The organism is Streptomyces sp. NPDC044984, assembly GCF_040646935.1.
GTDB lineage: Bacteria > Actinomycetota > Actinomycetes > Streptomycetales > Streptomycetaceae > Streptomyces.
This window is the reverse complement of record NZ_JBEZBE010000034.1, coordinates 39,332-64,607: the sequence shown is the minus strand read 5'-3', so window position 1 is coordinate 64,607 and position 25,276 is coordinate 39,332. Positions and strand designations below refer to the sequence as shown.

16 protein-coding genes are annotated in these 25,276 nt (G+C 73.0%); 11 read left to right on the top strand and 5 right to left on the bottom strand.

The window, feature by feature from the left end; all coding sequences use genetic code 11:
* Nucleotides 1–3 precede the first annotated feature (3 nt).
* Nucleotides 4–963, top strand: coding sequence for an alpha/beta hydrolase (locus AB0A94_RS30390; RefSeq protein WP_361749149.1), 960 nt, complete (start codon nucleotides 4–6; stop codon nucleotides 961–963).
* On the opposite strand, the gene AB0A94_RS30385 is transcribed toward AB0A94_RS30390, so the two are convergent.
* Nucleotides 906–1,379: a VOC family protein gene (locus AB0A94_RS30385; protein ID WP_361749172.1), complete on the bottom strand. Its 474-nt coding sequence runs from the start codon at nucleotides 1,377–1,379 to the stop codon at nucleotides 906–908. The genes AB0A94_RS30390 and AB0A94_RS30385 overlap by 58 nt on opposite strands.
* A 164-nt stretch (nucleotides 1,380–1,543) precedes the next feature.
* Nucleotides 1,544–2,491, bottom strand: a complete 948-nt coding sequence (locus AB0A94_RS30380; protein ID WP_361749148.1) for a methionyl-tRNA formyltransferase — start codon at nucleotides 2,489–2,491, stop codon at nucleotides 1,544–1,546.
* A gap of 264 nt (nucleotides 2,492–2,755) precedes the next feature.
* Here AB0A94_RS30380 and AB0A94_RS30375 point away from each other — a divergent pair, with 264 nt between their 5' ends.
* From AB0A94_RS30375 to AB0A94_RS30340, 8 genes are all read left to right on the top strand, one after another.
* Entirely contained in the window at nucleotides 2,756–4,117 is a 1,362-nt protein-coding gene (locus AB0A94_RS30375) for a lysine N(6)-hydroxylase/L-ornithine N(5)-oxygenase family protein (RefSeq protein WP_361749147.1), read from the top strand.
* A gap of 23 nt (nucleotides 4,118–4,140) precedes the next feature.
* Nucleotides 4,141–5,199 carry an iron ABC transporter permease gene (locus AB0A94_RS30370; protein ID WP_361749146.1) on the top strand — a complete coding sequence of 353 codons (1,059 nt, stop codon included), beginning with the start codon at nucleotides 4,141–4,143 and terminating at the stop codon, nucleotides 5,197–5,199.
* On the top strand, nucleotides 5,196–6,257 hold the full coding sequence (locus tag AB0A94_RS30365; protein WP_361749145.1) for an iron chelate uptake ABC transporter family permease subunit: 1,062 nt from the start codon (nucleotides 5,196–5,198) through the stop codon (nucleotides 6,255–6,257). The genes AB0A94_RS30370 and AB0A94_RS30365 overlap by 4 nt, the downstream gene beginning before the upstream one ends.
* 38 nt (nucleotides 6,258–6,295) lie before the next feature.
* A complete protein-coding gene (locus tag AB0A94_RS30360) occupies nucleotides 6,296–7,135 on the top strand; it encodes an ABC transporter ATP-binding protein (protein ID WP_361749144.1) in 840 nt (279 codons plus the stop codon).
* A 112-nt stretch (nucleotides 7,136–7,247) separates the two neighbouring features.
* A complete protein-coding gene (locus AB0A94_RS30355; protein ID WP_361749143.1) occupies nucleotides 7,248–8,306 on the top strand; it encodes an iron-siderophore ABC transporter substrate-binding protein in 1,059 nt (352 codons plus the stop codon).
* A 46-nt stretch (nucleotides 8,307–8,352) separates the two neighbouring features.
* Nucleotides 8,353–10,140, top strand: a complete 1,788-nt coding sequence (locus AB0A94_RS30350) for an ABC transporter ATP-binding protein (protein WP_361749142.1) — start codon at nucleotides 8,353–8,355, stop codon at nucleotides 10,138–10,140.
* A 57-nt stretch (nucleotides 10,141–10,197) separates the two neighbouring features.
* On the top strand, nucleotides 10,198–21,156 hold the full coding sequence (locus tag AB0A94_RS30345) for an amino acid adenylation domain-containing protein (RefSeq protein ID WP_361749141.1): 10,959 nt from the start codon (nucleotides 10,198–10,200) through the stop codon (nucleotides 21,154–21,156).
* Entirely contained in the window at nucleotides 21,143–22,843 is a 1,701-nt protein-coding gene (locus AB0A94_RS30340) for an ABC transporter ATP-binding protein (RefSeq protein WP_361749140.1), read from the top strand. The genes AB0A94_RS30345 and AB0A94_RS30340 overlap by 14 nt, the downstream gene beginning before the upstream one ends.
* An 84-nt stretch (nucleotides 22,844–22,927) precedes the next feature.
* On the opposite strand, the gene AB0A94_RS30335 is transcribed toward AB0A94_RS30340, so the two are convergent.
* Nucleotides 22,928–24,049, bottom strand: a complete 1,122-nt coding sequence (locus AB0A94_RS30335; protein ID WP_361749139.1) for an alpha/beta hydrolase-fold protein — start codon at nucleotides 24,047–24,049, stop codon at nucleotides 22,928–22,930.
* 93 nt (nucleotides 24,050–24,142) lie between these two features.
* Here AB0A94_RS30335 and AB0A94_RS30330 point away from each other — a divergent pair, with 93 nt between their 5' ends.
* Nucleotides 24,143–24,355, top strand: coding sequence for an MbtH family protein (locus AB0A94_RS30330; RefSeq protein WP_217137060.1), 213 nt, complete (start codon nucleotides 24,143–24,145; stop codon nucleotides 24,353–24,355).
* A 132-nt stretch (nucleotides 24,356–24,487) separates the two neighbouring features.
* Here AB0A94_RS30330 and rpsN read toward each other — a convergent pair whose 3' ends face one another.
* Both rpsN and rpmB read right to left on the bottom strand, forming a co-directional pair.
* Nucleotides 24,488–24,793, bottom strand: coding sequence for a 30S ribosomal protein S14 (gene rpsN / locus AB0A94_RS30325; RefSeq protein ID WP_361749138.1), 306 nt, complete (start codon nucleotides 24,791–24,793; stop codon nucleotides 24,488–24,490).
* Nucleotides 24,793–25,029 (bottom strand): 50S ribosomal protein L28, encoded by a 237-nt coding sequence (gene rpmB, locus AB0A94_RS30320; protein WP_361749137.1) that lies wholly within the window; start codon nucleotides 25,027–25,029, stop codon nucleotides 24,793–24,795. The genes rpsN and rpmB overlap by 1 nt, the downstream gene beginning before the upstream one ends.
* Before the next feature lie 81 nt (nucleotides 25,030–25,110).
* Here rpmB and rpmG point away from each other — a divergent pair, with 81 nt between their 5' ends.
* Nucleotides 25,111–25,275 carry a 50S ribosomal protein L33 gene (rpmG, locus tag AB0A94_RS30315; protein WP_037927404.1) on the top strand — a complete coding sequence of 55 codons (165 nt, stop codon included), beginning with the start codon at nucleotides 25,111–25,113 and terminating at the stop codon, nucleotides 25,273–25,275.
* Nucleotide 25,276 lies beyond the last annotated feature (1 nt).

The following is a 25,276-nucleotide window of genomic DNA, read 5'->3' as shown; positions in this document are numbered from 1 at the left end:
ACCGTGACGTTCCCCTTCCACCTCCTGGCCCCGCCCGACCCGGCCGCGCTGCCCCTGCCGCACCCCGCGCACCCCGCCGACGGCGTGCGGCTGCTGCGCGGCGCCGTCTACGCCGTCCCCGAGGGCAGCCGCCCGCTCGCCGTCGACCTGTGGCTCCCCGAGGACACCGCGGGACCCGTCCCGGTCGTGGTCTTCGTCCACGGCGGCGCCTGGCGCACGGGCCTGCGCGACGACCTGGGCCCTCGCTTCCGCCACTGGAACCCCGGCCCCTTCGCCCGGCTCGCCCGGGCCGGGTTCGTCGTCGCCTGCCCCGACTACCGCCTCAGCGGCGAGGCCCCCCACCCCGCCCAGACCGACGACCTGGCCGCCTGCCTCACCTGGCTGCGCACCCGCGCCGCCGACCTCGGCCTGGACACCGCGCGGACCGTCCTGTGGGGCGAGTCGGCCGGCGGACACCTCGCGGCCCTGACCGCCCTCACCCGGCCCGCCGGCACCGTCTCCGGCTGCGTCACCTGGTACGCCCCCACCGATCTGCCCGCACTCGCCGAGGACCACCCCGAGGGCGCCTACGACGCCCGTGACCCGTCCACCTTCGAGGCCCTGCTGCTCGGCGGAGCCCCGGCGGAGCGGACCGGCACGGCCCGCGACGCCAGTCCGGTCACCCACGTCGGCCCCCAGGCGCCGCCCTTCCTGATCCTGCACGGCACCGACGACGTGCTGGTCCCCGCCCGGCAGTCCGTCCGCCTCGCCGACGCCCTGCGGGCCGCCGGTCACGACCCCGACCTGCGGCTCCTCGGCGGCGGCGACCACCTCTGGGTGGGCCTGGGCGACGAGGACGTCGAGGACTGCTTCGCCCGCACCGTGGACTTCGCCCGCCGCCGCACGGCCGTGCCCGCCGGGAGCGGTCACCCGGCGGCGGCCAGGCGCCGCCGCAGCTCCTCCTCCGGGACGTCCTCCAGGTGAGTCAGGAAGACCCACATGTGGCCCGAGGGATCCTTGAGGATGACGGTGCGGTCGCCGTGGAACATGTCGGTCGGCGGCTGGAGGATCTCGGCGCCGGCCGCCTCCGCGCGCTCCGCCAGGGCGTCGACGTCCGGCACGAAGACGTGCAGCGTGACGGAGGTGCCCCCGCCGAGCGAGGACGGCGCGGCGAAGGAGCCGGCCTCCGCCTCGTCCACGCTCGCGTCGCCCAGCATCAGCGCCGACCGCCCGATAGTGATCTCGGCGTGCAGGATCCCGCCGCCGGGAGCGTCGACCCTGAAGTCCTCGCGGGCGCCGAACGCCCGCCGGTAGAAGTCGATCGCCGCGGCGGCGTCGTCGACCATGATGTGCGGGACCACCGCATAGCGGTAACGGTCGGGGATCTCCGTGCCGTCCATGCGCTCGGCCATGACGAACCTCCTCGAAAGGCACCGCCGGTCGGCTCCGGCGGCTGTGCGACGAACGTAGAAGCTCAAGTCCGGTTCAGGTCAAGCGCCGACGTCGTCCTCGAGCGCCTCGGGCGTCGCCGCACGGGCCGCTCGACGCCGTGCCGCCCGGCGGCTCAGGGGCGGTTCGTCAGATAACCGCCCATGGAGGTGAAGTACTCGGTCGCGGGCAGCTCCCGGCCGTCCTCGGTCCGTACGCGGGTGAGGGCGAGGCCGTGGTTGCGGCCGGTGCGGGCGTCGGCGCCGGCGACGATCACCACGCCGTCGCCCTCGCGGTAGAAGACGCGGCCGGGCGTGCCGCCGTACCGCCCCTCGGAGACGACGGCGGCCAGGACCTCGAGCCGCTTGCCCTTGTGGAAGGTGAAGGCGCTGGGGTACGGCTCGGACTGGGCGCGGACCAGGCGCTCCAGGTCCGCGGCCGGCCATGTCCAGTCGATGCGGCTGTCCTCGATGGACCGCTTGTGGAAGAAGCTCGCCTGCGAGCGGTCCTGCTTGGTGAACTCCGTCCGCCCGGAGGCGATCAGGTCGAGGGCGCCGATGGTGACCGGTGCGATGAGGTCGACGGTCTTGTGGAAGAGGTCGGTCGCGGTGTCCGTCGGTCCGACCGGGACCGACTCCTGCCGCACGATGTCACCGGCGTCGAGCTCGTCGTTCATCATGTGCGCGGTGACGCCCACTTCGGGTTCGCCGTTGATGAGCGCCCAGATCAGCGGGGAGAAGCCGGCGTACTTCGGCAGCAGCGAGTCGTGCACGTTCAGGGTGCCGTGGCGGGGCAGGCCGAAGATGCGCGGGGGGATCCACGTCCGCCAGTTGTTGGCCACGATGACGTCCGGGTCGGCCTCCTTGAGGCGGTCGAACAGCTCGTCGTCGTCGGGGCGGTTGCGGATCACGACCGGTACGCCGTTCTCCTCGGCGAGGTCGGCGACCGAGTCGCTCCAGATCTTCTCGTACGCGTGCTCGCTCTTGGGGTGGGTCACGACCAGGACCACGTCGTGCTCGGAGTCCAGGAGGGCTCGCAGGGTGCGGTGCCCCCAGGTCTGGTAGCCGAACATGACGACCCGCATGGGGTTCCTCCTCGGGGCAGGGAATGACCGCGATCAGTAAAGCAAGGCTTACCTAAGTGGTCAACGGGGCGCATTCACGGGTGTGTTGACGGTCGACGCGCCCCGGGTGCCCGTTTTGTCTATGGACAGCCCGTGAGGCTGAGCTTAGCCTTACCTAAGTTCGGGGCGGCTGATCTTCGGCATGCCCGGACGCCCGTACTTCCCGATGCATGACCAACGGCCGCCTGCCCCCGCACGGCGGCCGCACCGCACGATGGGAGTGACATGGCACAGGCTCGTCCCGGCGACGCCCCTCCGATCCACGACCTCATTGGTATCGGCTTCGGGCCGTCCAACGTGGCCATGGCGATCGCGCTCAGCGAGCACAACGCACGCGTCGGCGGCGAGGAAGCGGTCACCGCGCGCTTCTTCGAGCAGCAGCCGCGCTTCGGCTGGCACCGAGGCATGCTCATCGACGACGCGACCATGCAGGTGTCCTTCCTCAAGGACCTGGTGACGCTCCGGAACCCGGCCAGCGAGTTCAGCTTCCTGTGCTACCTCAAGAGCAGGGGACGGCTGATCGACTTCATCAACCACAAGAACCTCTTCCCGCTGCGGGTGGAGTTCCACGACTACTTCGAGTGGGCCGCCGGCCAGGTCGACGACCTGGTCTCCTACGGCCACGAGGTCGTCGGCGTCATGCCCGTGGTCCGTGACGGTTCCGTGGAGTACCTGGACGTGACGGTCCGGTCGGGGGAAGGGCTCGCGGTCCACCGCGCGCGCAACCTCGTCATCGGCACCGGCCTGCGCCCCCTGATGCCGGAGGGCGTGGAGCGCGGCGCCCGTGTCTGGCACAACTCCGAACTCCTGTCGAAGGTGGATGAACTGGAGGGGACCTCGCCCTCCCGGTTCGTCGTCGTGGGCGCCGGACAGAGCGCCGCCGAGAACGTCGCCTACCTCCACCGCCGGTTCCCCGACGCCGAGATCTGCGCCGTCTTCTCCCGCTACGGCTACAGCCCCGCCGACGACAGCGGCTTCGCCAACCGCATCTTCGACCCCGGGGCCGTCGACGAGTTCTTCACCGCGCCGGAGACCGTCAAGCGCCGGCTGATGGACTACCACGGCAACACCAACTACTCCGTGGTGGACATCGACCTGATCGACGACCTGTACCGGCAGATGTACCGGGAGAAGGTCCTCGGCACCGAGCGGCTGCGCTTCCTCAACGTCTCCCGGCTCACCGACGTCGAGGAGACGCCGGACAAGGTGCGCGCCACCGTCACCTCCCTCGTCACCGGCGAGGAGACCCTCCTCGACGCCGACGTGGCGGTCTTCGCCACCGGTTACCGCCCCGCCGACCCCGTCGGCCTGCTCGGCGAGGTCGCCGACCGCTGCCTGCGCGACGACGAGGGCCGGGTCCGTGTCGAACGTGACTACCGCGTGGCGACGGATCCCGAACTGGGCTGCGGGATCTACCTGCAGGGCGGCACGGAGCACACCCACGGCATCACCTCGTCCCTGCTGTCCAACACCGCCGTCAGGGTCGGCGACATCCTGGACTCGCTCCTCGACCGGGGCCGCAAGTCGGCCTCCGACGAGGCCCGGACGGTCGCCGACGGCGCGGGCGACCACGCCCGCCGGGGTTGATCAAAGGGATAACGTACGTCCACATGGGCACGACTGCAGTGGAGCGCCCCGCGACCGTGGCCACAACACGGGTCAGACGGCGGCGAGTTGTGGGTCTGGGCATCCTGGTGGGGATTCTCGTGATCGCGGCGGCGGTGTCGCTGGCCGTCGGCGCGCGCGCGTTGAGTCCCGCCGAGGTGTGGCACGGGCTGTCCGCGCCGCCCGACCCCGACCAGCGGCTCACCGAGATCCGGCTCATCGTGCGGACCGTCCGGGTGCCCCGGACGGTGCTCGCGATCGTGGCGGGCATCGCCCTCGGGGTCGGCGGAGCGCTGATCCAGGGGTACACGCGCAACCCGATCGCCGACACGGGCCTGCTGGGGGTGAACTCCGGTGCCTCGTTCGCCGTGGTGTCGGTGATCGCCCTGTTCGGCCTCTCCGACCCGTTCCAGTACGTCTGGTTCGGCTTCCTGGGGGCGGCGGTCGCCGGTGTGGTGGTGTTCGGGCTGGCGAGCATCGGGCGGGGGGCGGGCAATCCGCTGACCCTCGCCCTGGCCGGCCAGGGGGTCACGGTGTTCCTCGCCGCGATGACCACGGCCGTCGCGCTCTCGGACCAGAAGTCCCTGAACGCGCTGCGGTTCTGGAACTCGGGCTCCGTGGCCGGTGTCGGATTCGACGTCATCTGGCCGATGACCGCGTTCATCGCGGCCGGACTGCTGCTGGCACTGACCACGCTGCCCGCGATCAACCTGCTCAACCTGGGCGACGACGTGGCGCGCGGACTGGGCGTGAACATCGCGCTCAGCCGGACCGTCGGCGTCACCGCCATCACGCTGCTCGCGGGCGCGGCGACGACCGCGTGCGGTCCCATCGCGTTCCTCGGACTCATGGTGGCCCACGTGGCCCGGTACCTGACCGGGCCCGACTACCGCTGGCTGGCGCCCTGCGCGGGTCTGCTCGGCGCGATCGTCCTCCTGGTCTGCGACATCGTGGGCCGGGTGGTGGTGCGGCCGGGCGAGCTGGACGCGGGTGTCCTCGTCGCCCTCCTGGGCGCCCCCTTCTTCGCCGTCATGGTGTGGCGCGGAAAGTTCAGGAACGCATGAACGGGACGGAGGTGAAGCCGACGGTGGCGCCGGGCGTACGGCTCGGCCCCGTGTCGTTCGTATGGCGGCCCCGGGCCGTCCTCGTCACGGCCCTGCTGGCGGCCGTGAGCCTCCTGCTGTTCTGCGTGTCCATCGGCGTCGGGGACTTCCCGATCGGCCTGTCCCGGGTGATCTCCACGATCCTCGGGCAGGGGGAACAGGTCGACGAGTTCGTGATCATGGACTTGCGGATGCCGCGGGCCCTCGCCGGGCTCGTCGTGGGGATCGCGCTGGGGGTGTCCGGGGCGATCACGCAGTCCGTCGCCCGCAACCCGCTGGCCAGCCCGGACGTTCTGGGAATCACCCTGGGCGCGAGCGCGACCGCGGTGTTCCTGGTGACGGTGTCCGGCGGGACGGCCGCGGCGATCACCGACTCCGTGGGCCTGTCCACGGCAGCCCTCGCGGGCGGTCTCGGTACGGGTCTTCTGGTGTACTTCCTCGCCTGGCGGCGCGGGATCGACGGCTTCCGGCTCATCCTCATCGGCATCTCGGTGAGCGCCGTGATGGAGTCGATCACGACCTGGCTGCTGGCCACGGCCGACATCAGGGACGTGGCCCAGGCCCAGGCCTGGCTGGTCGGCTCCCTGGACAACCGGTCGTGGGACGACGTCATGCCGGCGCTCTGGGGCACGCTCGTCCTCCTGGCCGTCGTCACCGGCGTCGCGTTCCAGTTCAGGCCGATGCACCTCGGCGACGACGTCGCCGCGGGCCTGGGCGTGCGTCACTCGGCGGTGCGGGCGGTCCTGCTGCTGTGCGCGGTGCTGCTGGCCGCCGTGGCGGTGGGCGCGGCGGGCCCGGTCCCGTTCGTCGCGCTGGTCGCGCCGCAGGTGGCGATGCGCCTCGTGCGGTGCCCGACGCCGCCGATGGCCGCCTCCGGCATGGTGGGGGCGCTGCTGCTGATCGGCTCGGACCTGGTCGCGCGCAAGGCGCTGCCCGTCGGTCTCCCGGTCGGCGTGGTCACCGCGGCGATCGGCGGCCCCTTCCTCGTCTACCTGCTGGTACGGGCGAACCGCAGATAGCTGATACAAAGTCAGGCAGACCTGAGTAAGGGGGCCTTGTGGCCGTTCAGTCCATCACCGGAGCCGAGTCCGCGGTCGACGGCGCCGCACGGCTGGCAGCCAGGGGCGTCACGGTCGGATACGGCGCCCGGACCGTCATCGACGATCTCGACGTGGCGATACCGCCGGGGCTGGTCACCACGATCATCGGCCCCAACGGCTGCGGGAAGTCGACCCTGTTGCGGACCCTGGCGCGGCTGCTCAAGCCGGCCAGGGGATCGGTCGTGCTGGACGGCGACGACATCGCCCGGCTCAGGACCAGGGACGTGGCGAAGAAGCTCGGCCTGCTGCCGCAGGCACCGGTCGCGCCGGAGGGGCTGACGGTGGCCGACCTGGTCGCCCGGGGCCGCCATCCGCACCAGAGCTGGCTGCGGCAGTGGTCGTCGGACGACGCCGCCGTCGTGGAGCGCGCGCTGGCCATGACCGGGGTGTCCGACCTCGCCGACCGCGCGGTCGACACGCTGTCCGGCGGACAGCGCCAGCGCGTCTGGATCTCCATGACCCTGGCGCAGGGCACCGACCTGCTGCTCCTCGACGAGCCGACCACCTACCTGGACCTGGCGCACGCGATCGACGTGCTCGACCTGGTGAACGACCTGCACGAGTCGGGGTGCACCGTGGTCATGGTGCTGCACGACCTCAACCTGGCCACCCGCTACAGCGACAACCTCGTGGTGATGCGGGCCGGTTCGGTCCTGGCCCAGGGACACCCGCGGGAGGTGATCACCGCCGAGCTGCTGGACGAGGCGTTCGGGCTGCGCGCCAAGGTGATCGACGATCCGGTGGGCGACCGGCCGCTCATCGTGCCGATCGGTCGCACGCACGTCCAACTGGATTGATTCCCGAGGAAGTTGTTGAAGTTAGGCTAGGCTCACCTTACTCAGGTGCGGTACGGTGTGCCTGCCCTGCGCACGGGGCGTAGCGACAGCGCGAAAAGCAAGGGGATTGCGGATGCTCCTCCACAGAACGACGCGTAGGAAGCCGTGGCGGCGGCCGGCGGCGATACTGTTCGCCGCGACGCTCGGCGCGGGCCTCCTCGCGGGCTGCGGTTCCGACTCGGACCCGGCGGACCGGGCGAGCGACGACAAGTCCACCACTCAGGCCGGCGCCTTCCCGGTCACCGTGGAGCACGCATTCGGATCCACGACGGTCGACGAGGCCCCCGAGCGGGTCGTCACCGTCGGCTACACCGACGACCAGTCCGTGCTGGCCTTCGGCATCAAGCCGGTCGGCATGACCGACCAGTACCCGAACCCGGCGGGCCAGAGCCCCGACATCAACACCCAGTGGCCGTGGGTGAAGGACAAGTGGGGCGACACCAAGCCCGAAGTCATCATGAAGAACGGCGACTCCGGCCCCAACTACGAGAAGATCGCCGCCCTCCGCCCGGACCTGATCATCGCGGTCTACTCCGAGGTCGACCAGGCCGCCTACGACAAGCTCTCCAGGATCGCTCCGACGGTGGGCCGCACCAAGACCGAGAAGGAGCCGTTCAGCGCCCCCTGGCAGGACAACGCCCTCCAGATCGCCAAGGCCCTCGGCAAGTCCGACGAGGGCGAGAAGATGGTGCGGGACATCGAGGGCAAGCTCGACGCCGCCAAGAAGGCACACCCCGAGTTCGCCGGCCAGAGGGCCGTCGTGCTGTCCTGGTACGAGAACTCCGTGGCGCCGTTCACCTCCACCGACGTCCGCGGACGGCTGACGTCGGGCATCGGCTTCACGTACCAGACCGAGATCGACAAGATCGCGGGCGGCAGCTTCTACACCAAGCTCTCGCCCGAGCGGGTCGACCTCGTCGACGTCGACCGGATCTTCGTCATCAACGACAAGGCGGACACGGAAGCCCTCAAGAAGTTCAAGCTGTTCGCCAACCTGGACGCCGTGAAGCAGGGCAACGTGTCCTACCTGCTGGACAGCGAGGGCCCGGCGGTCGGCGCGGCCATCTCCCAGGGCACCCTGCTGTCCATGCCGTACGCCGTCGACGAGCTCGTCGAGTCGGCGGCCGGCTGAGGATGACGGCCGACACGTCCCGCCCCCGGCCCGCCCGGGGCGCGGTGTGAGGACGACCGACACGCGCGTCGCCCCGGCGACCCTGCGCACGGCGACCGGGCGCGAGGCCGCCCGGTGGATCGCGGCGCACTGCCGGCAGATGCCCGGTCTGGCCACGGCCACCGTGCTCACCACGGTGGCCGGGGCGGCCCTCCAGGTGCTCCCGGTGCTGCTGCTCGGCCGGGTCGTCGACGGGGTGGCCGAGGGGGCGTCACGCTCGATCCTCGTCACGATCGGCGCCCTGATGGCGGCCGCCGCCCTGCTCGGCGCGGCGGCCACCGCGGTGTCGACCTATCTGATCGGCAGGCTGGGCGCGGACCTGCTCGCACAGCTGCGGGAGAGGGCCGTCCGGGCGGTCCTCGGCATGCCGAGCGCGCGGATCGAGCAGGTCGGCCGGGGAGACGTGCTCTCCCGGGTCGGTGACGACGTGGCCGTCGTCTCCAAGGGCATCCGCACGGCCGTGCCCACCGTGTTCTCGGCGGGCGTGCTGGTCGCCATCGCCACGTTCGGCATGTTCGGACTGGACTGGCGGCTCGGCCTGGCGGGCGCCGGCGCGCTGCCCGCGTACGCACTGGCGCTGCGCTGGTACCTCCCGCGCTCCGCCCCGCTGTACCGGAGGCAGCGGGCCGCCCAGGCCGACCGGGCGCAGGCGCTGATCAGCGGTCTGGACGGGATCGACACGGTTCGGGCCTACCGGCTGGAGGGCGCCTTCCGCGAGAAGGTCGCCGAGGAGTCGTGGCGGGTCCGCAACCTCGGGATCGACGTGTTCCGGTTCTTCGGCCGGTTCGTCGGCCGGGAGAACCGCGCCGAGTTCATCGGGCTGGTGCTGATCCTCCTGGTGGGGTACGCCCTGCTGGAGGCCGACGCCGCCAGCCTGGGCGAGGTGGCGGCGGCCCCGCTGCTGTTCCACCGGCTGTTCGGCCCGCTGGGCCTCATCATGTTCACCTTCGACGAGGCGCAGAAGTCGGGCGCCGGCCTGACCCGGCTGGTCGGGGTGCTGGGGGAGGCCGCCGAGGGCAGGCTGGTGGGCGACCCGGCGGTCGCGCCGGCGGACCCCGCGCCGCTGCCGGTGACGGTGGAGGGGCTGACGTTCCGTTACCCCGGCACCGACGAACCGGTCCTGAAGGACGTCGACCTGAGCATTCCGGCCGGCGGTTCACTCGCGCTGGTGGGCGCGACGGGCGCCGGGAAGACGACCCTGGCCGCGCTGATCGCGGGCATCGGGACCCCGCAGGCGGGGTCGGTGCGCATCGGGCCGACCGACCTCGCCGGACTGGACGAGGCCGGGGCGCGGGCCCTGGTGAGCATCCTGACCCAGGAGACGCACGTGTTCTCCGGCCCGCTCGCCGACGACCTGCGGCTGTCCGCGCCGGCGGCGACCGACGCCGAGCTGATGGACGCGCTGCGCACGGTCGGCGCGGGCGAGTGGGCCGAGGCGCTGCCCGACGGTCTGGCCACCCCGGTCGGCGAGGGCGGTGAACGCCTGGACGTCACCAAGGTCGCCCAGCTCGCCCTGGCCCGGCTGGTACTGGCCCGGTCGCCGGTGGTGGTGCTCGACGAGTCGACCGCCGAGGCGGGCAGCGAGGGCGCCGCCGAGCTGGAGCGGGCCGTACTGGCCGCGTGCGCCGGCCGGACCACCCTGTTCGTGGCGCACCGGCTGACCCAGGCGATGGCGGCGGACCGGATCGCCGTCCTGGACGCGGGACGCGTGGTCGAACTGGGCACGCACGAGGAACTGGTGGAGCTGGGCGGCCGGTACGCGCGGTTGTGGCGGGCCTGGCGAGAAGGTGGTTAGGTAAGCCTAAGTTGGGTGGGGCTGACTTTCATGCCGAGAAAGGGCGTTGAGTCGTCGATGGAACCGAACGCTCGTGTCGTACTGCTTTCCCCCGCACGCCTGGCCGGCGTACGTCGGCGCACCGGCGACCACTCCGACCGGACCATCGCCGAAGCGAGTGCCATCGGGCTGTCGTACTGGGCGACCGGCCTGAGCCCCGACGGCATCGACCTGACACCCGGCACCCTGTTCGCCGACGTCCTCGGCTGGGTCGACAACGGCGGGACGGCGCCCGCCGGCTGGCGGGTCGGCGCGGTCGGCGCGGACGGCCTGAGCATCACCGCCCCGGAAGGCGTCCTGCCGGCCGGCGCCCAGCTCGCCCTGGACGACCTCGCCGACTTCCCGGACCGGCCGCTCGGCACCATCGGCCCGTCCAGCGTGGCGGCGCGGCTCGCGAAGCTGGCCGAGTGGAACGACACCGGCGCCGACCGGGTCCGGCCGACCGTCGTGGAGATGTTCCTCGAGCAGGCGCGCGCCAGGCCGGACGCCGTCGCCGTCGTCGACGAGCACCGCTCGCTGACCTACCGTCAGACCGCCGAGCTGTCCGGCCAGCTGGCCCACCACCTCGTCGCACGCGGACTCACCGCCGAACAGGTCGTCGGCATCTCACTGAGCCGCTCCGCCGACATGGTGATCGGCCTGCTCGCCGTGCTCCAGGCCGGATGCGCGTTCGTCCCCCTCGACCCGCAGTGGCCCGCCGCCCGCCGGGCCGTCGTCATCGAGGACGCCCGGGTCGTCCTCCAGCTCAACGACTCGGGCGGGCACGACCCGGCCGAACCGGAGGCCGTCGCCGTCGACCTCGCCGACTGGCGGTACGGTTCCCACCCCACCGGGGAGACCGGCGTCCCCCTCCCCGGTGACGCCCTCGCCTACGTGATCTTCACATCCGGCTCGACCGGGCGGCCCAAGGGCGCGATGATCCGGCACGAGGCGATCAGCGAGCGCCTGCTGTGGCAGGTCGACGAGATCCTGCGCTTCGGCCACGACGACGCGTCCCTGTTCAAGGCCCCGCTGTCCTTCGACATCTCCATCAACGAGATATTCCTGCCGCTGGTCTCCGGCGGCCGGCTGGTCGTCCTGCGGCCCGGCGGCGAACGCGACCCGCACCACCTGCTGAGCGTGATCGAGGAGCAGCGCGTCACCTTCACCTACCTGGTGTCGTCCATGCTGGACGTGCTGCTGGAGATCGCCGGAGACTCCGGCCGGCTGGACAGCCTGCGGCACGTGTGGTGCGGCGGCGAGGTGCTGACCCCGGAGCTGTACGAGCGGTTCCGCGCCAGGCTCGACATCCCCATGTACCACGGCTACGGCCCCGCCGAGACGACCATCGGCGTCTCGCACGTCATCTACCGGGGCGCGGCGGAACGCCTGTCCACGTCGATCGGCAGGGCCAACCCCAACACCCGGCTGTACGTCCTGGACGACGAACTGCGCCCGGTCCCGTTCGGCGCCGGCGGCGAACTGTACGTGGGCGGCTTCCTCCTGGGGCGCGGCTACGTCAACGCGCCCGGCCTGACCGCCTCCCGGTTCGTGGCGAACCCCTTCGCCGACGACGGGTCCCGGCTGTACCGCACCGGTGACCTCGCACGGTACAACCCGGACGGATCACTGGACTTCCTCGGCCGCGCCGACAACCAGGTCAAGATCCGCGGCATGCGGCTGGAGATCGAGGACGTCGAGGCCGGACTCGCCGAGCACCCCGGGGTACGGCACACCTGCGTCGTCCCGAAGAAGAACACGGCGGGCGGCACCTACCTGGTCGGGTACGTCATCTCGGCCGCCGGAAGCGAGGACCTGCGGGCCGACGAGGTCAAGGCGTGGGCCCGCGAGCACATGGTCGAGTACATGGTGCCCGCCTACATCGTTGTTATGACGGAGTTCCCGCTCACCGCGAACGGCAAGCTCGACCGGAACGCCCTGCCGGAACCCGCGGCCCCGACGGGCACGCTCGTCCCGCCCGCCACCGAGAACGAGCGCACGGTGTGCGCGGCGGTCGCGGCGGTGCTGCGCCTCGAGGAGGTCGGTACCGACCAGGACTTCTTCCAGCTCGGCGGGGACAGCATCCTGGCGATCTCGCTGCTGAGCGCGCTGCGCGCCGCCGGTCTCCACGTCACGGCGCGGCAGGTCTTCACCCACACCACCGTGGGGGCGCTGGCGGCGGTGGCGAGCCGCGAGGACGTCTCCGCCGTGGACCACCGCGACGTCCCGACCGGCACCGTCGTCGGATCACCCGTGGTGCAGTGGCTCGGCGAGACCACCGACGCGATCGACGGCTTCGTGCAGTCGGTGGTGCTGAACACCCCGGCGGACCTGACCGCCGGCGCCCTCGACGAGATCCTCACCGCCGTGGTCCGCCGGCACGACATGCTGCGCGCCAGGCTGGTGCGCGGCGAACCCTGGAGCTTCGACATCCCGGAGGCCGACCGGGCCGCGGCCGGATGGCAGGAGAGCGACCGCCCGCTCGACGAGTGCGTCGCCCTCGCCGCCGACGGGCTGGACCCCGCGGCCGGCGTGATGCTGCGGGCCGTCTGGCGCCGTGCGGCACGCCAACTCGTCCTCGTGGCCCACCACGTGGTGATCGACGGGGTGTCCTGGCGCGTCCTGATGGACGACCTGGCCACCGCCTGGCGGCAGCTCGCCTCCGGCGCACCCGTCGAACTGCCCCCGGTGGGCACGTCGTTCCGGCGCTGGACGCAGCTGCTGGAACGCGCCGCCTTCGACGCGGACAGCTCCTCCTACCGGCGTCCCCTGCCGGGCCGGGACCTGCCGCTGGGCCGGCGCGCCCTGTCCAAGGACGACACCGTCGCGGACGAGCGCCTGCGGACCGTCACGGTCGGCCCCGAGGTCACCGCCGCGCTGCTGGGCGAGATCCCCGCGAAGTTCCACGCCGGCGTCAACGACGTCCTGCTCACCGCGCTCGCCGTCGCCCTCGCCCGCCGGCGCCGCGACCTCGGCCAGGAGCAGACCTTCGCGCACATCGAGCTCGAGGGCCACGGCCGCGAGCCGGGGTTCGTGGCGGACTCCGCCGGCTTCGAGCCGGAACTCTCCCGGACCGTGGGCTGGTTCACCACCCTCTTCCCGGTGACGGTGGACCCGGGAACAGCACCCGACCTCACCGCGCCCGAGTACCTGACCGCCGCCCTCAAAGCCGTCAAGGAGGACCTCGCCCGGGTACCGGACAACGGCGTCTCCTACGGCGCCCTGCGGTACCTGGCCGGCACGGAGTTCGACGCCCCCGCACCCCAGGTGCTCTTCAACTACCTCGGCCGCTTCGCCGCCGGCGCCCCCGGCGACTGGCAACTGGCGGGCACCACCGGACAGTTGGGAGAGAAGCGCGACCCCCGGATGCGCCTGCCGCGCGCCCTGGAGTTCAACGCGATCGCCGAACCCGCCGCCGACGGCGCGTACGAACTGGTCACCACGATCTCCTGGCCCGACGGGATGTTCACCGACGAGGACATCACCACCCTCGGCGCGTACTTCCGCACCGCCCTCGCCGGACTCGCCGCACTCGACCGGGGCGGCCACTCGCCCAGCGACTTCCCCCTGGTGCCGCTCACCCAGGGCGACGTCGACGCCCTGGACGGTCCGGCGCTGCGCGACATCCTCCCCCTGACCCCGCTGCAGGAGGGCCTGTACTTCCACTCCGTCTTCGACGACGACTCGGCGGGCGCCTACGTCGAGCAGCAACTCCTCACCCTGGACGGCGAGGTGGACGCCGGCCGGCTCGCGGCGGCGGCCACCCGGCTGCTCACGCTCTTCCCCAACCTGGCCGCCCGCTTCACGGCCCTCGCCGACGGCCGCGTGGTCTCCGTGCTGGAGAACGGCGCCGAAGTCCCCTTCACCGTGACCGACCGCCCCGGCATCACCGACGAGGAGCTGCGCGACCTCGCCGAACGCGACCGCCGCGCCGGCTTCGACCTGGCCACCGGCCCGCTGATGCGCTGCACCCTCGTCCGCGGCGGCCCCGGCCGCGACGTCCTGGTGCAGACCGTGCACCACATCATCGCCGACGGCTGGTCCGTCCCGCCGATGCTCCGCGCGCTGCTGGCCGAGTACCACGCGCCGGGAACCGTGCACCCGGTGGGCGGCTTCGCCGACTACGTGCACTGGCTCGCCGGACGCGACACCGACGAGAGCGACCGGGTGTGGCGCGAGCAACTCGCCGGCCTGCCCGGCCCGTCGCTGGTCGCCGGGGACCACACCCCGTCCGGCCGGTTCGCCGACACCGTCGTGGAGCCCGAGGACGACATCGACGCGGCCGCCCGCGAGGCGGGCGTGCCGCTGAGCGTGGCCGTGCACAGCGCCTGGGCCCTGACCCTCGGCGGCATCCTACGGAGCGACGACGTGGTGTTCGGCTCCACGGTGTCCGGCCGCGACGCCGAGGTGCCCGGCATCGGGGACATGGTGGGCCTGTTCATCAACACCGTCCCCGTACGCGCCCGCTGGTCCTCCCGCACCACGGCGGGCGACCTGCTGTCCTCGGTGCGCGACCACCAGAGCGCGGTCCTGCCGCACCAGCACGTGTCACTGGCGAGGATCGGCCGGCAGGCCGGCTCCGGGCCCCTCTTCGACACCCTCGTGGTGTTCGACGTGGCCACCGACGCGGCCTCCCTGCGGCGGCCCGGCGACACCCTGGCCGTCACCGGCATCGTCAACGAGGGGGCCCCGCACTACCCGTTGACCCTCGTCGTCGAGCGCGCACCCGACGGCCGCCCGCGCTTCAACCTCATCCACGACGGTGAACTGCTGCGGGAGACGACCGCCCGGGCGATCCTGCGCACGTTCGCCGGCACGCTGACCCGCCTGCTCACCCGCCCGGACACCCCGGTCGCGGACCTGGAGCCGGAGAGCGGGCGACGCCCCGCACCCGTCACCCCGACGACCCTGGGCGGACTCTTCGACGCCGCCGCGCGCCGGAACCCCGCCGCCACCGCCGTCACCCAGTGCGGCCTCGACGGCACCACCCGGTCCCTGACCTACGGTGAACTGACTCAGCAAAAAGACGAGTTGGCCGCAGTCCTGCGTGCGGCCGGGGTCGGTCCGGGCAAGCTGGTCGCCGTCGCCGTCCCGCGCTCCGTCGAGCAGGTCGTCGCGCTGGTCGCGATCGCCGGCGCGGGCGGCGCGTACGTACCGCTCGACCCGGCGTACCCGGACGAACGGCTGGAGTACGTCCTCGCCGACGCGGCCCCGCAGGTGGTCCTCGTGGACCGCGGGCAGCGCGACCGCTTCACAGAGCTCCTCAGCCGGGCCGGCGTCGCGGCCCGCGTGCTCGTCCGGGGAGAGGAACCACCACCGGCGGATGCCGCCCGGCCCGCGCCCGGGGCCGACTGGCACAGCCCCGCGTACGTCATCTACACGTCCGGATCGACCGGCCGGCCCAAGGGCGTCGTCGTCCCGCACTCCAGCGTGGTGACCCTGCTCGCCCGCACCCAGCCGGACATGGGCTTCGGCCCGGACGACGTGTGGGTCCAGTTCCACTCCTTCTCCTTCGACTTCGCGGTCTGGGAGCTGTGGGGCGCGCTGGCGCACGGCGGTGAGCTGCTGGTGCCCGAGTACGGGCTGACCCGCTCCCCGGTCGACTTCCACCGCCTGGTCCGCGAGCGCGGAGTGACCGTGCTCAACCAGACCCCGTCGGCGTTCCACCAGTTCGCCGAGGCCGACCGGCTGGCCGGCGAGCCGCTGCCCGCGCTGCGCCGGATCGTCTTCGGCGGGGAGGCGCTGGACCTCGGCCGGCTGCGCGGCTGGGTCGAGCGGCACGGCACCGCGTCTCCCGAACTGGTCAACATGTACGGCATCACCGAGACCACCGTCCACGTCACCCACCGGGTGCTGACCGACGAGGACTTCGGCCCCGGCGGCGACGTCAGCCCGATCGGCGGCCCGATCCCCGGCCTGGTCACCCACCTCCTCGACGACCGGCTCCGGCCGGTGCCGCCCGGCCGGGTGGGCGCCATCTACGTCGCCGGCGACCAGGTGTCGCTCGGCTACCTGGGCAGGCCCGGCCTCACCGCGGGCCGGTTCGTGGCGGACCCGTTCGCGGGCGACGGCTCCCGCATGTACCACACGGGCGACCTGGCCCGCCGCACCCTCGACGGCGAGCTGGAGTTCCTCGGGCGTGCCGACGACCAGGTACAGCTCAAGGGCTTCCGCATCGAGCTGGGCGAGGTGGAGTCCGCGATCCGGGAGCTCGACGGCGTGGTCGACGCCGCCGTCACGGTGGCGGACACCGGCGACCACCTGGTCGCCCATGTGGTGGGCCGCACCCCCGGCGACCTCACCGCCCCGCTGGCCGGGAAACTGCCCGCGCACATGGTTCCGGGCCGGGTCCTCACGATCGACGCCCTGCCGCTGACGGTCAACGGCAAGCTCGACCGCGCGGCCCTGACCGAACACGCCCGCGGGAACGCGGGGAACGGCACGACCGGCCACGAGGCACCCGCGGACGGGAACGCGGCCACCGCCGCACTCGTGGACGGCCACGCGGCCACCGCCGCACTCGTGGACGTCTTCACCCGGGCGCTGCCCGGCGCGGCCGTGGACGCCGACACCGACTTCTTCCGCGCCGGGGGCGACAGCATCGTCGCCATCACCGTGGTCAACCGGGCCAGGGCACTCGGCCTGCCGATCGCACCCCGGGACGTCTTCCTGCTCAGGACACCGCGGGCGCTCGCGGAGCACCTGGGGAAGCGGACCCCCCGAGCCGATGCCGCGCCGGCTCCCGCCCGCCGCGAGGACGGGCCCCTGACACCGACCCCGATCATCCTCCGCCAGCGCGAACTGGGCGGCCCCCTCACCCGGTTCGCCCAGGCCAGGACCCTCGACGTCCCCGAAGGCGCCGACTTCACGGACGTCCGGCGGGCCGCGAACGCCGTGGTCGCCGCGCACCCGGTCCTCCGGCTGTGGCTGCGCACCGAACACGGCGTGTGGACCCTGCGCACCGAGCCCGCCCGCGACGTCACCGTCGCACGGCCGGACACCACCGACGCGACGGCCGTCGCGAACGAGGCGGCCGGGCGGCTGGACCCCGAGTCCGGGGACGTCGTCGCGTTCGCGTGGCTGGAGGCGACCCGGACCCTCGTGGTCACCGTGCACCACCTCGCCGTCGACTCGGTGTCCTGGCTGATCCTCCTCGACGACCTGGCCACCGCCCTGCGCGGGGAAACCCCGGCCCCGGCGACGACGTCGTACGCCGAGTACGCCGAAGCCCTGGCGCTCCGGTCGGGACAGGCCGTCGACGACCTCGGCCACTGGGTCACCACGCTCCGGGCACCCGCACTGCTGCCGGCGCCCGGGGAGCCGCGCGAGACCACCGTCGTGCTCGCCCCCGAGGTGAGCGACCGCCTCACGCGCACGGCACCCGCCGCGCTCGGCGTCGGCCTCACCGAACTGCTGTGCGGCGCCCTGCGCACCGCGCTGACACGGATCCAGCCGGCACCCACCGACCTCGCGGTCGAACTGGAGCGGCACGGCCGGGTCCCGGCCCTCGAGCACCACGACTACACCCGCACGGTCGGCTGGTTCACCTCCATCGCGCCCGTACGCCTCACGGCGCACACCGACCCCGTGGCGGCGGCGCGCGAGGTGGCCGAGCGCCAGCCGGACGAGCACGCACACGTCGCCTACGGCCGGCTCAGGTACCTCAACCCGCAGACGGCACCGCTGCTCACGGCCCGCCCGCAGGTGCTGTTCAACTACCTCGGCCGGGGCAGCGAGTCCCGGGCGCTGCGCCTCACCGGCGGCGGACCGGGCAGCCCCTACGCCGTCGAGGTCAACGCGTGGCTCGACGAGACCACCGGATCCCTGCGCGCGGCCTTCACCCTCGCCGAGGGCGTCCCCGACGAGATCACCGGGCACTGGCTGAGCGCGCTGGAGCACCTCGCGGACGCCTCCGTCACGGCCGAGCGCACCGCGCCGGTCACCCCGCTCCAGCGGGGCCTGTTCTTCCAGGCCCAGCTGGCGGGCCCGGCCGGGCACTACGTGGCGCAGAACTGGTTCACCTTCGACCGGCGCCTGGACACCGGCGCGCTGGCCGAGGCGATGGCCCACGTCATCGGGCGGCACCCGGTCGTGGGCGCCGGCTTCACCACCGACGACGACGGCAGCCCGGTCCAGGTGCTCAAGGCGGGCCGGCGGGTCGGCGTCCGCACGGTCACCCTGTCGACGGACGCGGAGGTCGAGGAGCTGCGTGCCCGGGACCGCGACACGGGGTTCGACCCGGGGGAGCCGCCGCTGATCCGGCTGACCGTGGTGCGCCTGCCCGACGACCGCGACGGCCTGCTGCTCAGCTACCACCTGCTGCTGTGGGACGGCTGGTCCCGCGAGATCGTGCTGCGGGACCTCTTCGACGCCTACCGTGCCGCCGTCGAGGGCCGGTTGACCGACCCGGTCCCGGCGACGCCGGGCTTCGAGGAGCACGCCCGGGCGCTCGCCGCCCGGGACACCGCCGCCTCGGAACGCTTCTGGGCGGAGCACCTGGCGGGGCTCCCCGGCCCGACCCTGCTCGCCGGACCGGCGCCGGCCCTCCCGGACGACCTCCCGCAGGCCCTCGTGCACACCCTGTCCGCCGAACGGTCCGACCGGGTACGGGAAGCGGCCAGGGCACACGGCGTCACGCTGAACTCGATCCTCACCGGCGCGTTCGGCCTGCTGCTGGGCGCGCGCACCGGCCGCGGCGACGCGGTGTTCGGCGTGACCGTCTCCGGCCGCGAGGGCGAGGGGCTGTCCGGCATCGTCGGCGTGCTGCTCAACACCGTGCCGATGTGGACCCGGGCACGGCCCGGCCACACCGTCCGGGAGTACCTGTCGGCCGTACAGGCGGCCAGGGTCGAGGCGATGGAGCACGAGCACCTGGGGCTGGGCGAGATCCAGCGGGCCAGTGGCCACGACACCCTGTTCGACAACCTGTTCGTGCTGCAGAACTTCCTGGACATGGACGCGTTCGCCGAGATGAACGCCGCGCACGGCATCACCTCGGTGCGGGCCGACGACTCCACGCACTACCCGTACACCTGGGTGGTCACCCCCGGCGACCGGCTCACGGTCAAGCTGGAGCACCGCGTCGGTGACGCCGGGAGCGCCCGCCGTCTCCTCGACGACTACCTGCGCGTGCTCGACGACCTGGCCCGGGCCACCGGACCGGTGGGCGCACTGCCGGGCCTCGGCGCGCGGCCCTCGCCGGGGGAGCGCACGGACGTCGGCACGGACACCGTCGTCGACCGGTTCGACCGGGCGGCGGACCGCGCCCCGGAGCGGACCGCACTCGTTGCCCACGGCTCGTCCATGACCTTCGCCGAACTCCGGGACCGCAGCCGCGCGGTGGCGGGCGTGCTCGCCGGGCGCGGCCTCGGCCCCGAGACGACCGTGGGACTCGCGGTCCCCCGCTCCCTCGACTCGATCGTCGCCCTGTTCGCCGTACTGCGCACCGGCGCCGCGTACGTGCCGCTGGAGCTGGACCACCCGGACGAGCGGATCGCGGCGATCGTCGCGGACGCCCGCCCGGACGTGATCCTCACCGTCGGCTCCGTCTCGCCCCGGCTGACCGGGCTCACCGGTGACCTGATCGAGCTGGACCGTCCCCTGCCCGGGGCCGAGCCGTTCGTGTCGTTCGCGCCGGACGACCCGGACCGTCTGCGGCATCCCGCGTACACGATCTACACCTCCGGGTCGACCGGGAAGCCGAAGGGCGTGGTGACCGAGTACGCCGGGCTCACCAACATGCTGGTCAACCACCAGCGCCGCATCTTCGAGCCGGTGTTGGCGGAGCACGGCCACCGGGTCTTCCGGATCGCGCACACCGTGTCGTTCGCCTTCGACATGTCGTGGGAGGAGCTGCTGTGGCTCGCCGACGGACACGAGGTCCACATCTGCGACGAGGAGCTGCGCCGTGACGCGCCCCGCCTGGTCGCGTACTGCCTGGAGCACGGGATCGACGTCGTCAACGTGACCCCCACCTACGCGCAGCAGCTCGTGGCGGAGGGCCTGCTCGACGACCCGCAGCGGCGCCCGGCGCTGGTGCTGCTGGGCGGCGAGGCCGTCACCCCGACGCTGTGGCGGCGGCTCGCCGAGACCGAGGGAACGGTCGGCTACAACCTGTACGGACCCACCGAGTACACCATCAACACCCTCGGCGTCGGCACCTTCGAGTGCCAGGACCCGGTGGTGGGCGTGCCGATCGACAACACGGACGTGTACGTGCTGGACCCGTGGCTGCGGCCGCTGCCGGACGGGGTGCCCGGTGAGCTGTACGTGTCGGGCATCGGCATCGCACGCGGCTACCTCGGCCGGCCCGCCCAGACCGCGCACCGGTTCGTCGCCTGCCCGTTCGGCGCGCCGGGTGAGCGCATGTACCGCACCGGGGACCTCGTGGTCCGCCGGCCGGACGGCAACCTGATGTACCTGGGCCGCACCGACCAGCAGGTCAAGATACGCGGCCACCGGGTCGAACCCGGCGAGGTGGAGGCCGCGTTCGCGGCCCATCCGGCGGTGCGGTTCGCCGCCGCGGTCGCCCAGCCGGACCCGGGGGTCGACGGCGCGTACCGGCTGGCCGCCTATCTGGTGCTGGAAGGCGCCGAGTTGGCGGACGTGGCCGCCGAAGTGGGCGCCGGGCTGCCGGACTTCCTGCGCCCGACGCACTACGCGCGGGTCGACGCCATCCCGCTGACGGTGAACGGGAAGGCCGACACCAAGGCGCTCCCGGAGGCCAGGCCGCTGGGCGCGCTGACCACGGCGGGGGAGCGGGGCCCGCGGACCGGGACCGAGACCGCGGTGTGCGAGTTCTTCGCCGAGGCACTGGACCTGGACGACGACGAGGTGAGCGCGGTGAGCGACTTCGTGTCCCTCGGCGGGCACTCCATGCTGGCGGTGCGGCTGATCGGGCTGCTCCGCCGGGAGTACGGTCCTGTCGTCACGATCCGCGACCTGTTCACCCTGCGCACCCCGGAAGCGATTGCCCGCCACATCGATGACCACTCCTGACGCACAGAGGCCCCGCCCGGGGTCCGACATCCTGCGGACCGCCCTGCGCCGCAACATCGGCGCGATGGCCGGTGGCACCGTCCTCATGGGCCTGTACCAGGCCGGTGAGACCGCCTTCCCCATCGCGCTCGGCCTGATCGTCGAGCACACGATGCGGGACCGGAGCCCCGGCCTGCTCGCCCTGTCGATCGCCGCGCTCGCCGTGATCATCACGACGGTGTCGCTGTCGTGGCGGTTCGGGATGCGCATCCTGCAGAAGGCCAACACCACGGAGGCGCACCGCTGGCGGGTGAAGGTCGCGGCCTGCGGACTCCAGCCGGTGGCCAGGGACGTCGACCTCAAGTCCGGCGAGGTGCTGACCATCGCCACCGAGGACGCCGACCAGACCGCCGACATCATCGAGGTGGTGCCGCTGCTGATCAGCTCGCTGGTGGCCGTGCTCGTCGCGGCGGTCGCGCTGGGCCTCGCCGACATCCGGCTCGGCCTGCTGGTGATCGCGGGCACCGCCGCGATCCTGACGGTCCTGAGCGTGATGTCCCGGCGGATCGGCAGCAGCACCCGGGAGCAGCAGGCCCGGGTGGCGCGGGCGGGGGCGAAGGTCGCCGACCTGATCACCGGCCTGCGCCCGCTGCACGGCTTCGGCGGCAACCACGCGGCCTTCCGGTCCTACCGGAAGGTCAGCACGGAGGCGAGGCTCCAGGCGATCACCGTCGCCAAGGTGAACGGCGTGTACGCGGGCACCGCGCTGGCCCTCAACGCGGTCCTCGCCGCCGCCGTGACCCTGACGGCGGGATGGCTGGCGTTCGACGGCCGGATCAGTGTCGGGGAGCTCGTCATGGCCGTGGGGCTGGCGCAGTTCATCATCGAACCGCTGAAGCTGTTCTCGGAGATGCCGAAGTACGTGATGGTGGCGCGCGCGTCGGCCGAGCGGATGGCACTGGTGCTGACCGCGCCGCCGGTGACCGAACCGGGACCGGAGCGGCCGGCCGCGGGCGGCGGCCTCGAGGTCGACTGCGTACGGTACGGGTCCCTGAACAAGCTGAAGTTCCAGGTGGCCGCGGGCGAGTTCGTGGCGATCGCCGCCTACCGGCCGCGCGCGGCGGCCGACCTCGCGTCGGTCCTGGCCCTCAACGTGCCGCCCCACGCCTACGAGGGAGTGGTGCGGCTCGGCGGGCGGGAACTCGCGGAGCTGTCGGTCGAGGCGGTCCGCGAGCACATGCTGGTGAACCCGTACGACGGGGAGATCTTCGCCGGCACCCTCCGCACGAACATCGACCCGTCGGGGACCAGCCGGCTGATCCCCGAGGCCGTCGAGGCGTCCATGCTGACCGACGTCGTGGCCCTGCACCGCGAAGGACTCGACCACCCCGTCCGCGACCGCGGCGCGAACCTGTCCGGGGGACAGCGCCAACGCCTGTCCCTGGCCCGCGCCCTGGCCGCGGACACCGACGTCCTCGTCCTGCACGACCCGACGACGGCCGTCGACGCCGTCACCGAGCAACTCGTCGCGCGGGGCATCGCCGAGCTGCGCCGGGGCCGTACCACCGTCGTGATCACCAGCAGCCCGGCCCTGCTGGACGCCGCCGACCGGGTGCTCGTCCTGGACGACGGGGTCGTCACCGCCGAGGACACCCACCGGAACCTGCTGGCCACCGACGAGGACTACTGCGCGGCGGTGGCACGCTGACGTTCCCCGGAGGGCCGGCGGGACCGCGCCGCCCGTGCGGCTCCGCCGCGGGACGCGGTCGGCCCCTACCGGCCCCCGGGTGGTTCACCCCTCTTCCGGCGGTGCCCCGAGCGCCCAGGCGACGTCGCGCAGCAGGGCGTGGCGCCAGCCCGCCCGGTCGTGGTGCGACGCCGAGCGGGAGACCCGTACGGTCGCACCGGCCCGTTCGGCCAGCTCCTCCACCCGGGCGCAGTGGGGGAGCATCCGCGTCTCGTGTTCCCCCACGTCGAACGCGACCCGCAGACCGGACAGGCCGGACCGCTCCCGCAGACGGGCGGCCATGGCGCCGCCGACCGGGCCGCCCAGCGGGTCCGCCAGGCCGGCGGCGCCGGGCGTCCACCAGAACGCCCCCGACTGGCAGGCCACGCGGGAGACCAGGTCCGGGAACTCCAGGGCCGCGTACAGCGCGCTCAGTCCGCCCAGGCTCTGCCCCGCGACCACCAGCCGGTCCCGGTCGGCGGGCACCCCGGTCTCCGCCACCAGCGGCAGCAGTTCGTCCCGGACCGCCTCCCACAGCTCGGGCCGGCACCCGAACTCGGCCGTGCGGTCCCCGGCCGGCAGGAAGACGAGCGTGACCGGAGGCATCGCGCCGGCGGCCACGGCCGACTCGAACGCGGTCGTCGCCGGGTGCAGGTACAGCCAGTCGTCCCCGTCGAGCAGCAGGACCACCGGCCCGCCGCCGCCCACCGGACGGACCCGCACGGTGCGCCGCCCGCCGAGCCGCCCGCTGTTCCAGCGGATCCGGGTGCGCGGCACGGGGAGGACGTCCTCGGGGCCGAGGTCGGGCCAGTGCGGCTGGGCCGGGGCGTCCGGCGTCGCCGCGACGGACCGGTCGCCGCCCGCACCGGCCGGGTTGAACGGGTCGGCGAAGGCCGCGCCGTCCACGAGGAACCGGTAGGTCACCCGGAGCCGCGCGGGCATGCGCACCTCGGCGTACCAGCAGTCCGTGTCGCCCCACCGGTCCAGGCGCACCGGCTCCGACCAGCTCTCGAAGTCGATGCCGGCCGCCTGGGGGCCGCGCCACAGGAACAAGGTCACCCAGCCGCCGTCGCCGGCGGGCACCGACACGGGTGTCCGCACCGCGGCCCAGAACGCGTCGGTGCCGGGTGTGCCGGGCAGTCCGAACTCGTCGAAGCCGCCCTTCGTACCGGCCGCGAGGCCCCGCATGAACGTCTCCTTGTGAGGGGGGAGGGGAAAAGCTAGTCTCATGCCAATTAGGCGAGGCTAACCTAATCTTGGCTCGACCGGGAGGCACTCAGCATGAGCACCAACCCCTTCGACGACACCGAAGGCCGGTTCCTGGTCCTGGTGAACGACGAGGGCCAGCACTCCCTCTGGCCGTCCTTCGCGGCGGTGCCCGGCGGGTGGACGGTCGCCCTGGAGGAGAACTCCCGGGAGGCGTGCCTGGAGTTCGTCGAGGCCCACTGGACCGACCTGCGCCCCCGCTCCCTCTCGGCGTCCGCCGACGGCTGACCCGTCACCGGCCGGTCCGTCACCGGCCGGTCCGTCACCGGCCGGTCCGTCACCGGTTCGATCCGGGACCGGACCGGCCGGTGACGGCGGGCGGTCACCCGGACGTCGCGCCGGGCGCGGACCGGGCGCGCGTCACCAGCTGCTCTTGGTGACCCCCGGCAGTTCGCCCGCGTGGGCCATCTCGCGCAGACGGATGCGGGACAGGCCGAAGGCGCGCAGGTGACCGCGGGGGCGGCCGTCCACGGAGTCGCGGTTGCGCACGCGGGTGGCGCTGGCGTCGCGGGGCTGCCGGCGCAACTCCCGCTGGGCGGCGGCGCGTTCCTCGTCGGACGTCCGGACGGACGCGATGATCGCCTTCAGTTCGGCGCGGCGCTCGGCGTGGCGGGCCACGACGAGTCGTCGCCGTTCATTCTTCGCGATCTTGCTCTTCTTCGCCATCAGACCTTCCCTCCCCGGGCGCGGATGCGCGCGACCGCGGCCTCGACGCCGATCGCGTCGACCGTCTTGATGCCCTTGGCGGACAGGGTGAGCCGGACGTGGCGGCCTTCGCTCGGCAGCCAGTAGCGCTTGCGCTGGACGTTCGGGTCGAAGCGGCGCTTGCTCCGCCGGTGGGAGTGCGAGATCTGGTGCCCGAATCCGGGCTTCCGGCCGGTGAGTTGGCAGTGGGCGGACAAAGTTCCTCCTCGAGGTCGGTCAGTGGCAGCACACTAGCAGCTAGATGAAAATGAAATTCAATACCGTGTACAGTGCGGCCCATGGCCCGTAACGAACTGCGTCCGATCATCAAACTGAGGTCAACCGCCGGCACCGGCTACACCTACGTGACCCGCAAGAACCGCCGTAACGACCCCGACCGCCTGACGCTGCGCAAGTACGACCCGATCGCCGGGCGCCACGTCGACTTCCGTGAGGAGCGCTGAG

Coding starts and splice junctions, on each gene's coding strand:
- AB0A94_RS30385 (WP_361749172.1), bottom strand. CDS start 1,379: ATGGACGGCACGGAGATCCCCGACCGTTACCGCTATGCGGTGGTCCCG.
- AB0A94_RS30380 (WP_361749148.1), bottom strand. CDS start 2,491: ATGCGGGTCGTCATGTTCGGCTACCAGACCTGGGGGCACCGCACCCTG.
- AB0A94_RS30375 (WP_361749147.1), top strand. CDS start 2,756: ATGGCACAGGCTCGTCCCGGCGACGCCCCTCCGATCCACGACCTCATT.
- AB0A94_RS30370 (WP_361749146.1), top strand. CDS start 4,141: ATGGGCACGACTGCAGTGGAGCGCCCCGCGACCGTGGCCACAACACGG.
- AB0A94_RS30365 (WP_361749145.1), top strand. CDS start 5,196: ATGAACGGGACGGAGGTGAAGCCGACGGTGGCGCCGGGCGTACGGCTC.
- AB0A94_RS30355 (WP_361749143.1), top strand. CDS start 7,248: ATGCTCCTCCACAGAACGACGCGTAGGAAGCCGTGGCGGCGGCCGGCG.
- AB0A94_RS30345 (WP_361749141.1), top strand. CDS start 10,198: ATGGAACCGAACGCTCGTGTCGTACTGCTTTCCCCCGCACGCCTGGCC.
- AB0A94_RS30340 (WP_361749140.1), top strand. CDS start 21,143: ATGACCACTCCTGACGCACAGAGGCCCCGCCCGGGGTCCGACATCCTG.
- AB0A94_RS30335 (WP_361749139.1), bottom strand. CDS start 24,049: ATGCGGGGCCTCGCGGCCGGTACGAAGGGCGGCTTCGACGAGTTCGGA.
- AB0A94_RS30330 (WP_217137060.1), top strand. CDS start 24,143: ATGAGCACCAACCCCTTCGACGACACCGAAGGCCGGTTCCTGGTCCTG.
- rpsN (WP_361749138.1), bottom strand. CDS start 24,793: ATGGCGAAGAAGAGCAAGATCGCGAAGAATGAACGGCGACGACTCGTC.
- rpmG (WP_037927404.1), top strand. CDS start 25,111: ATGGCCCGTAACGAACTGCGTCCGATCATCAAACTGAGGTCAACCGCC.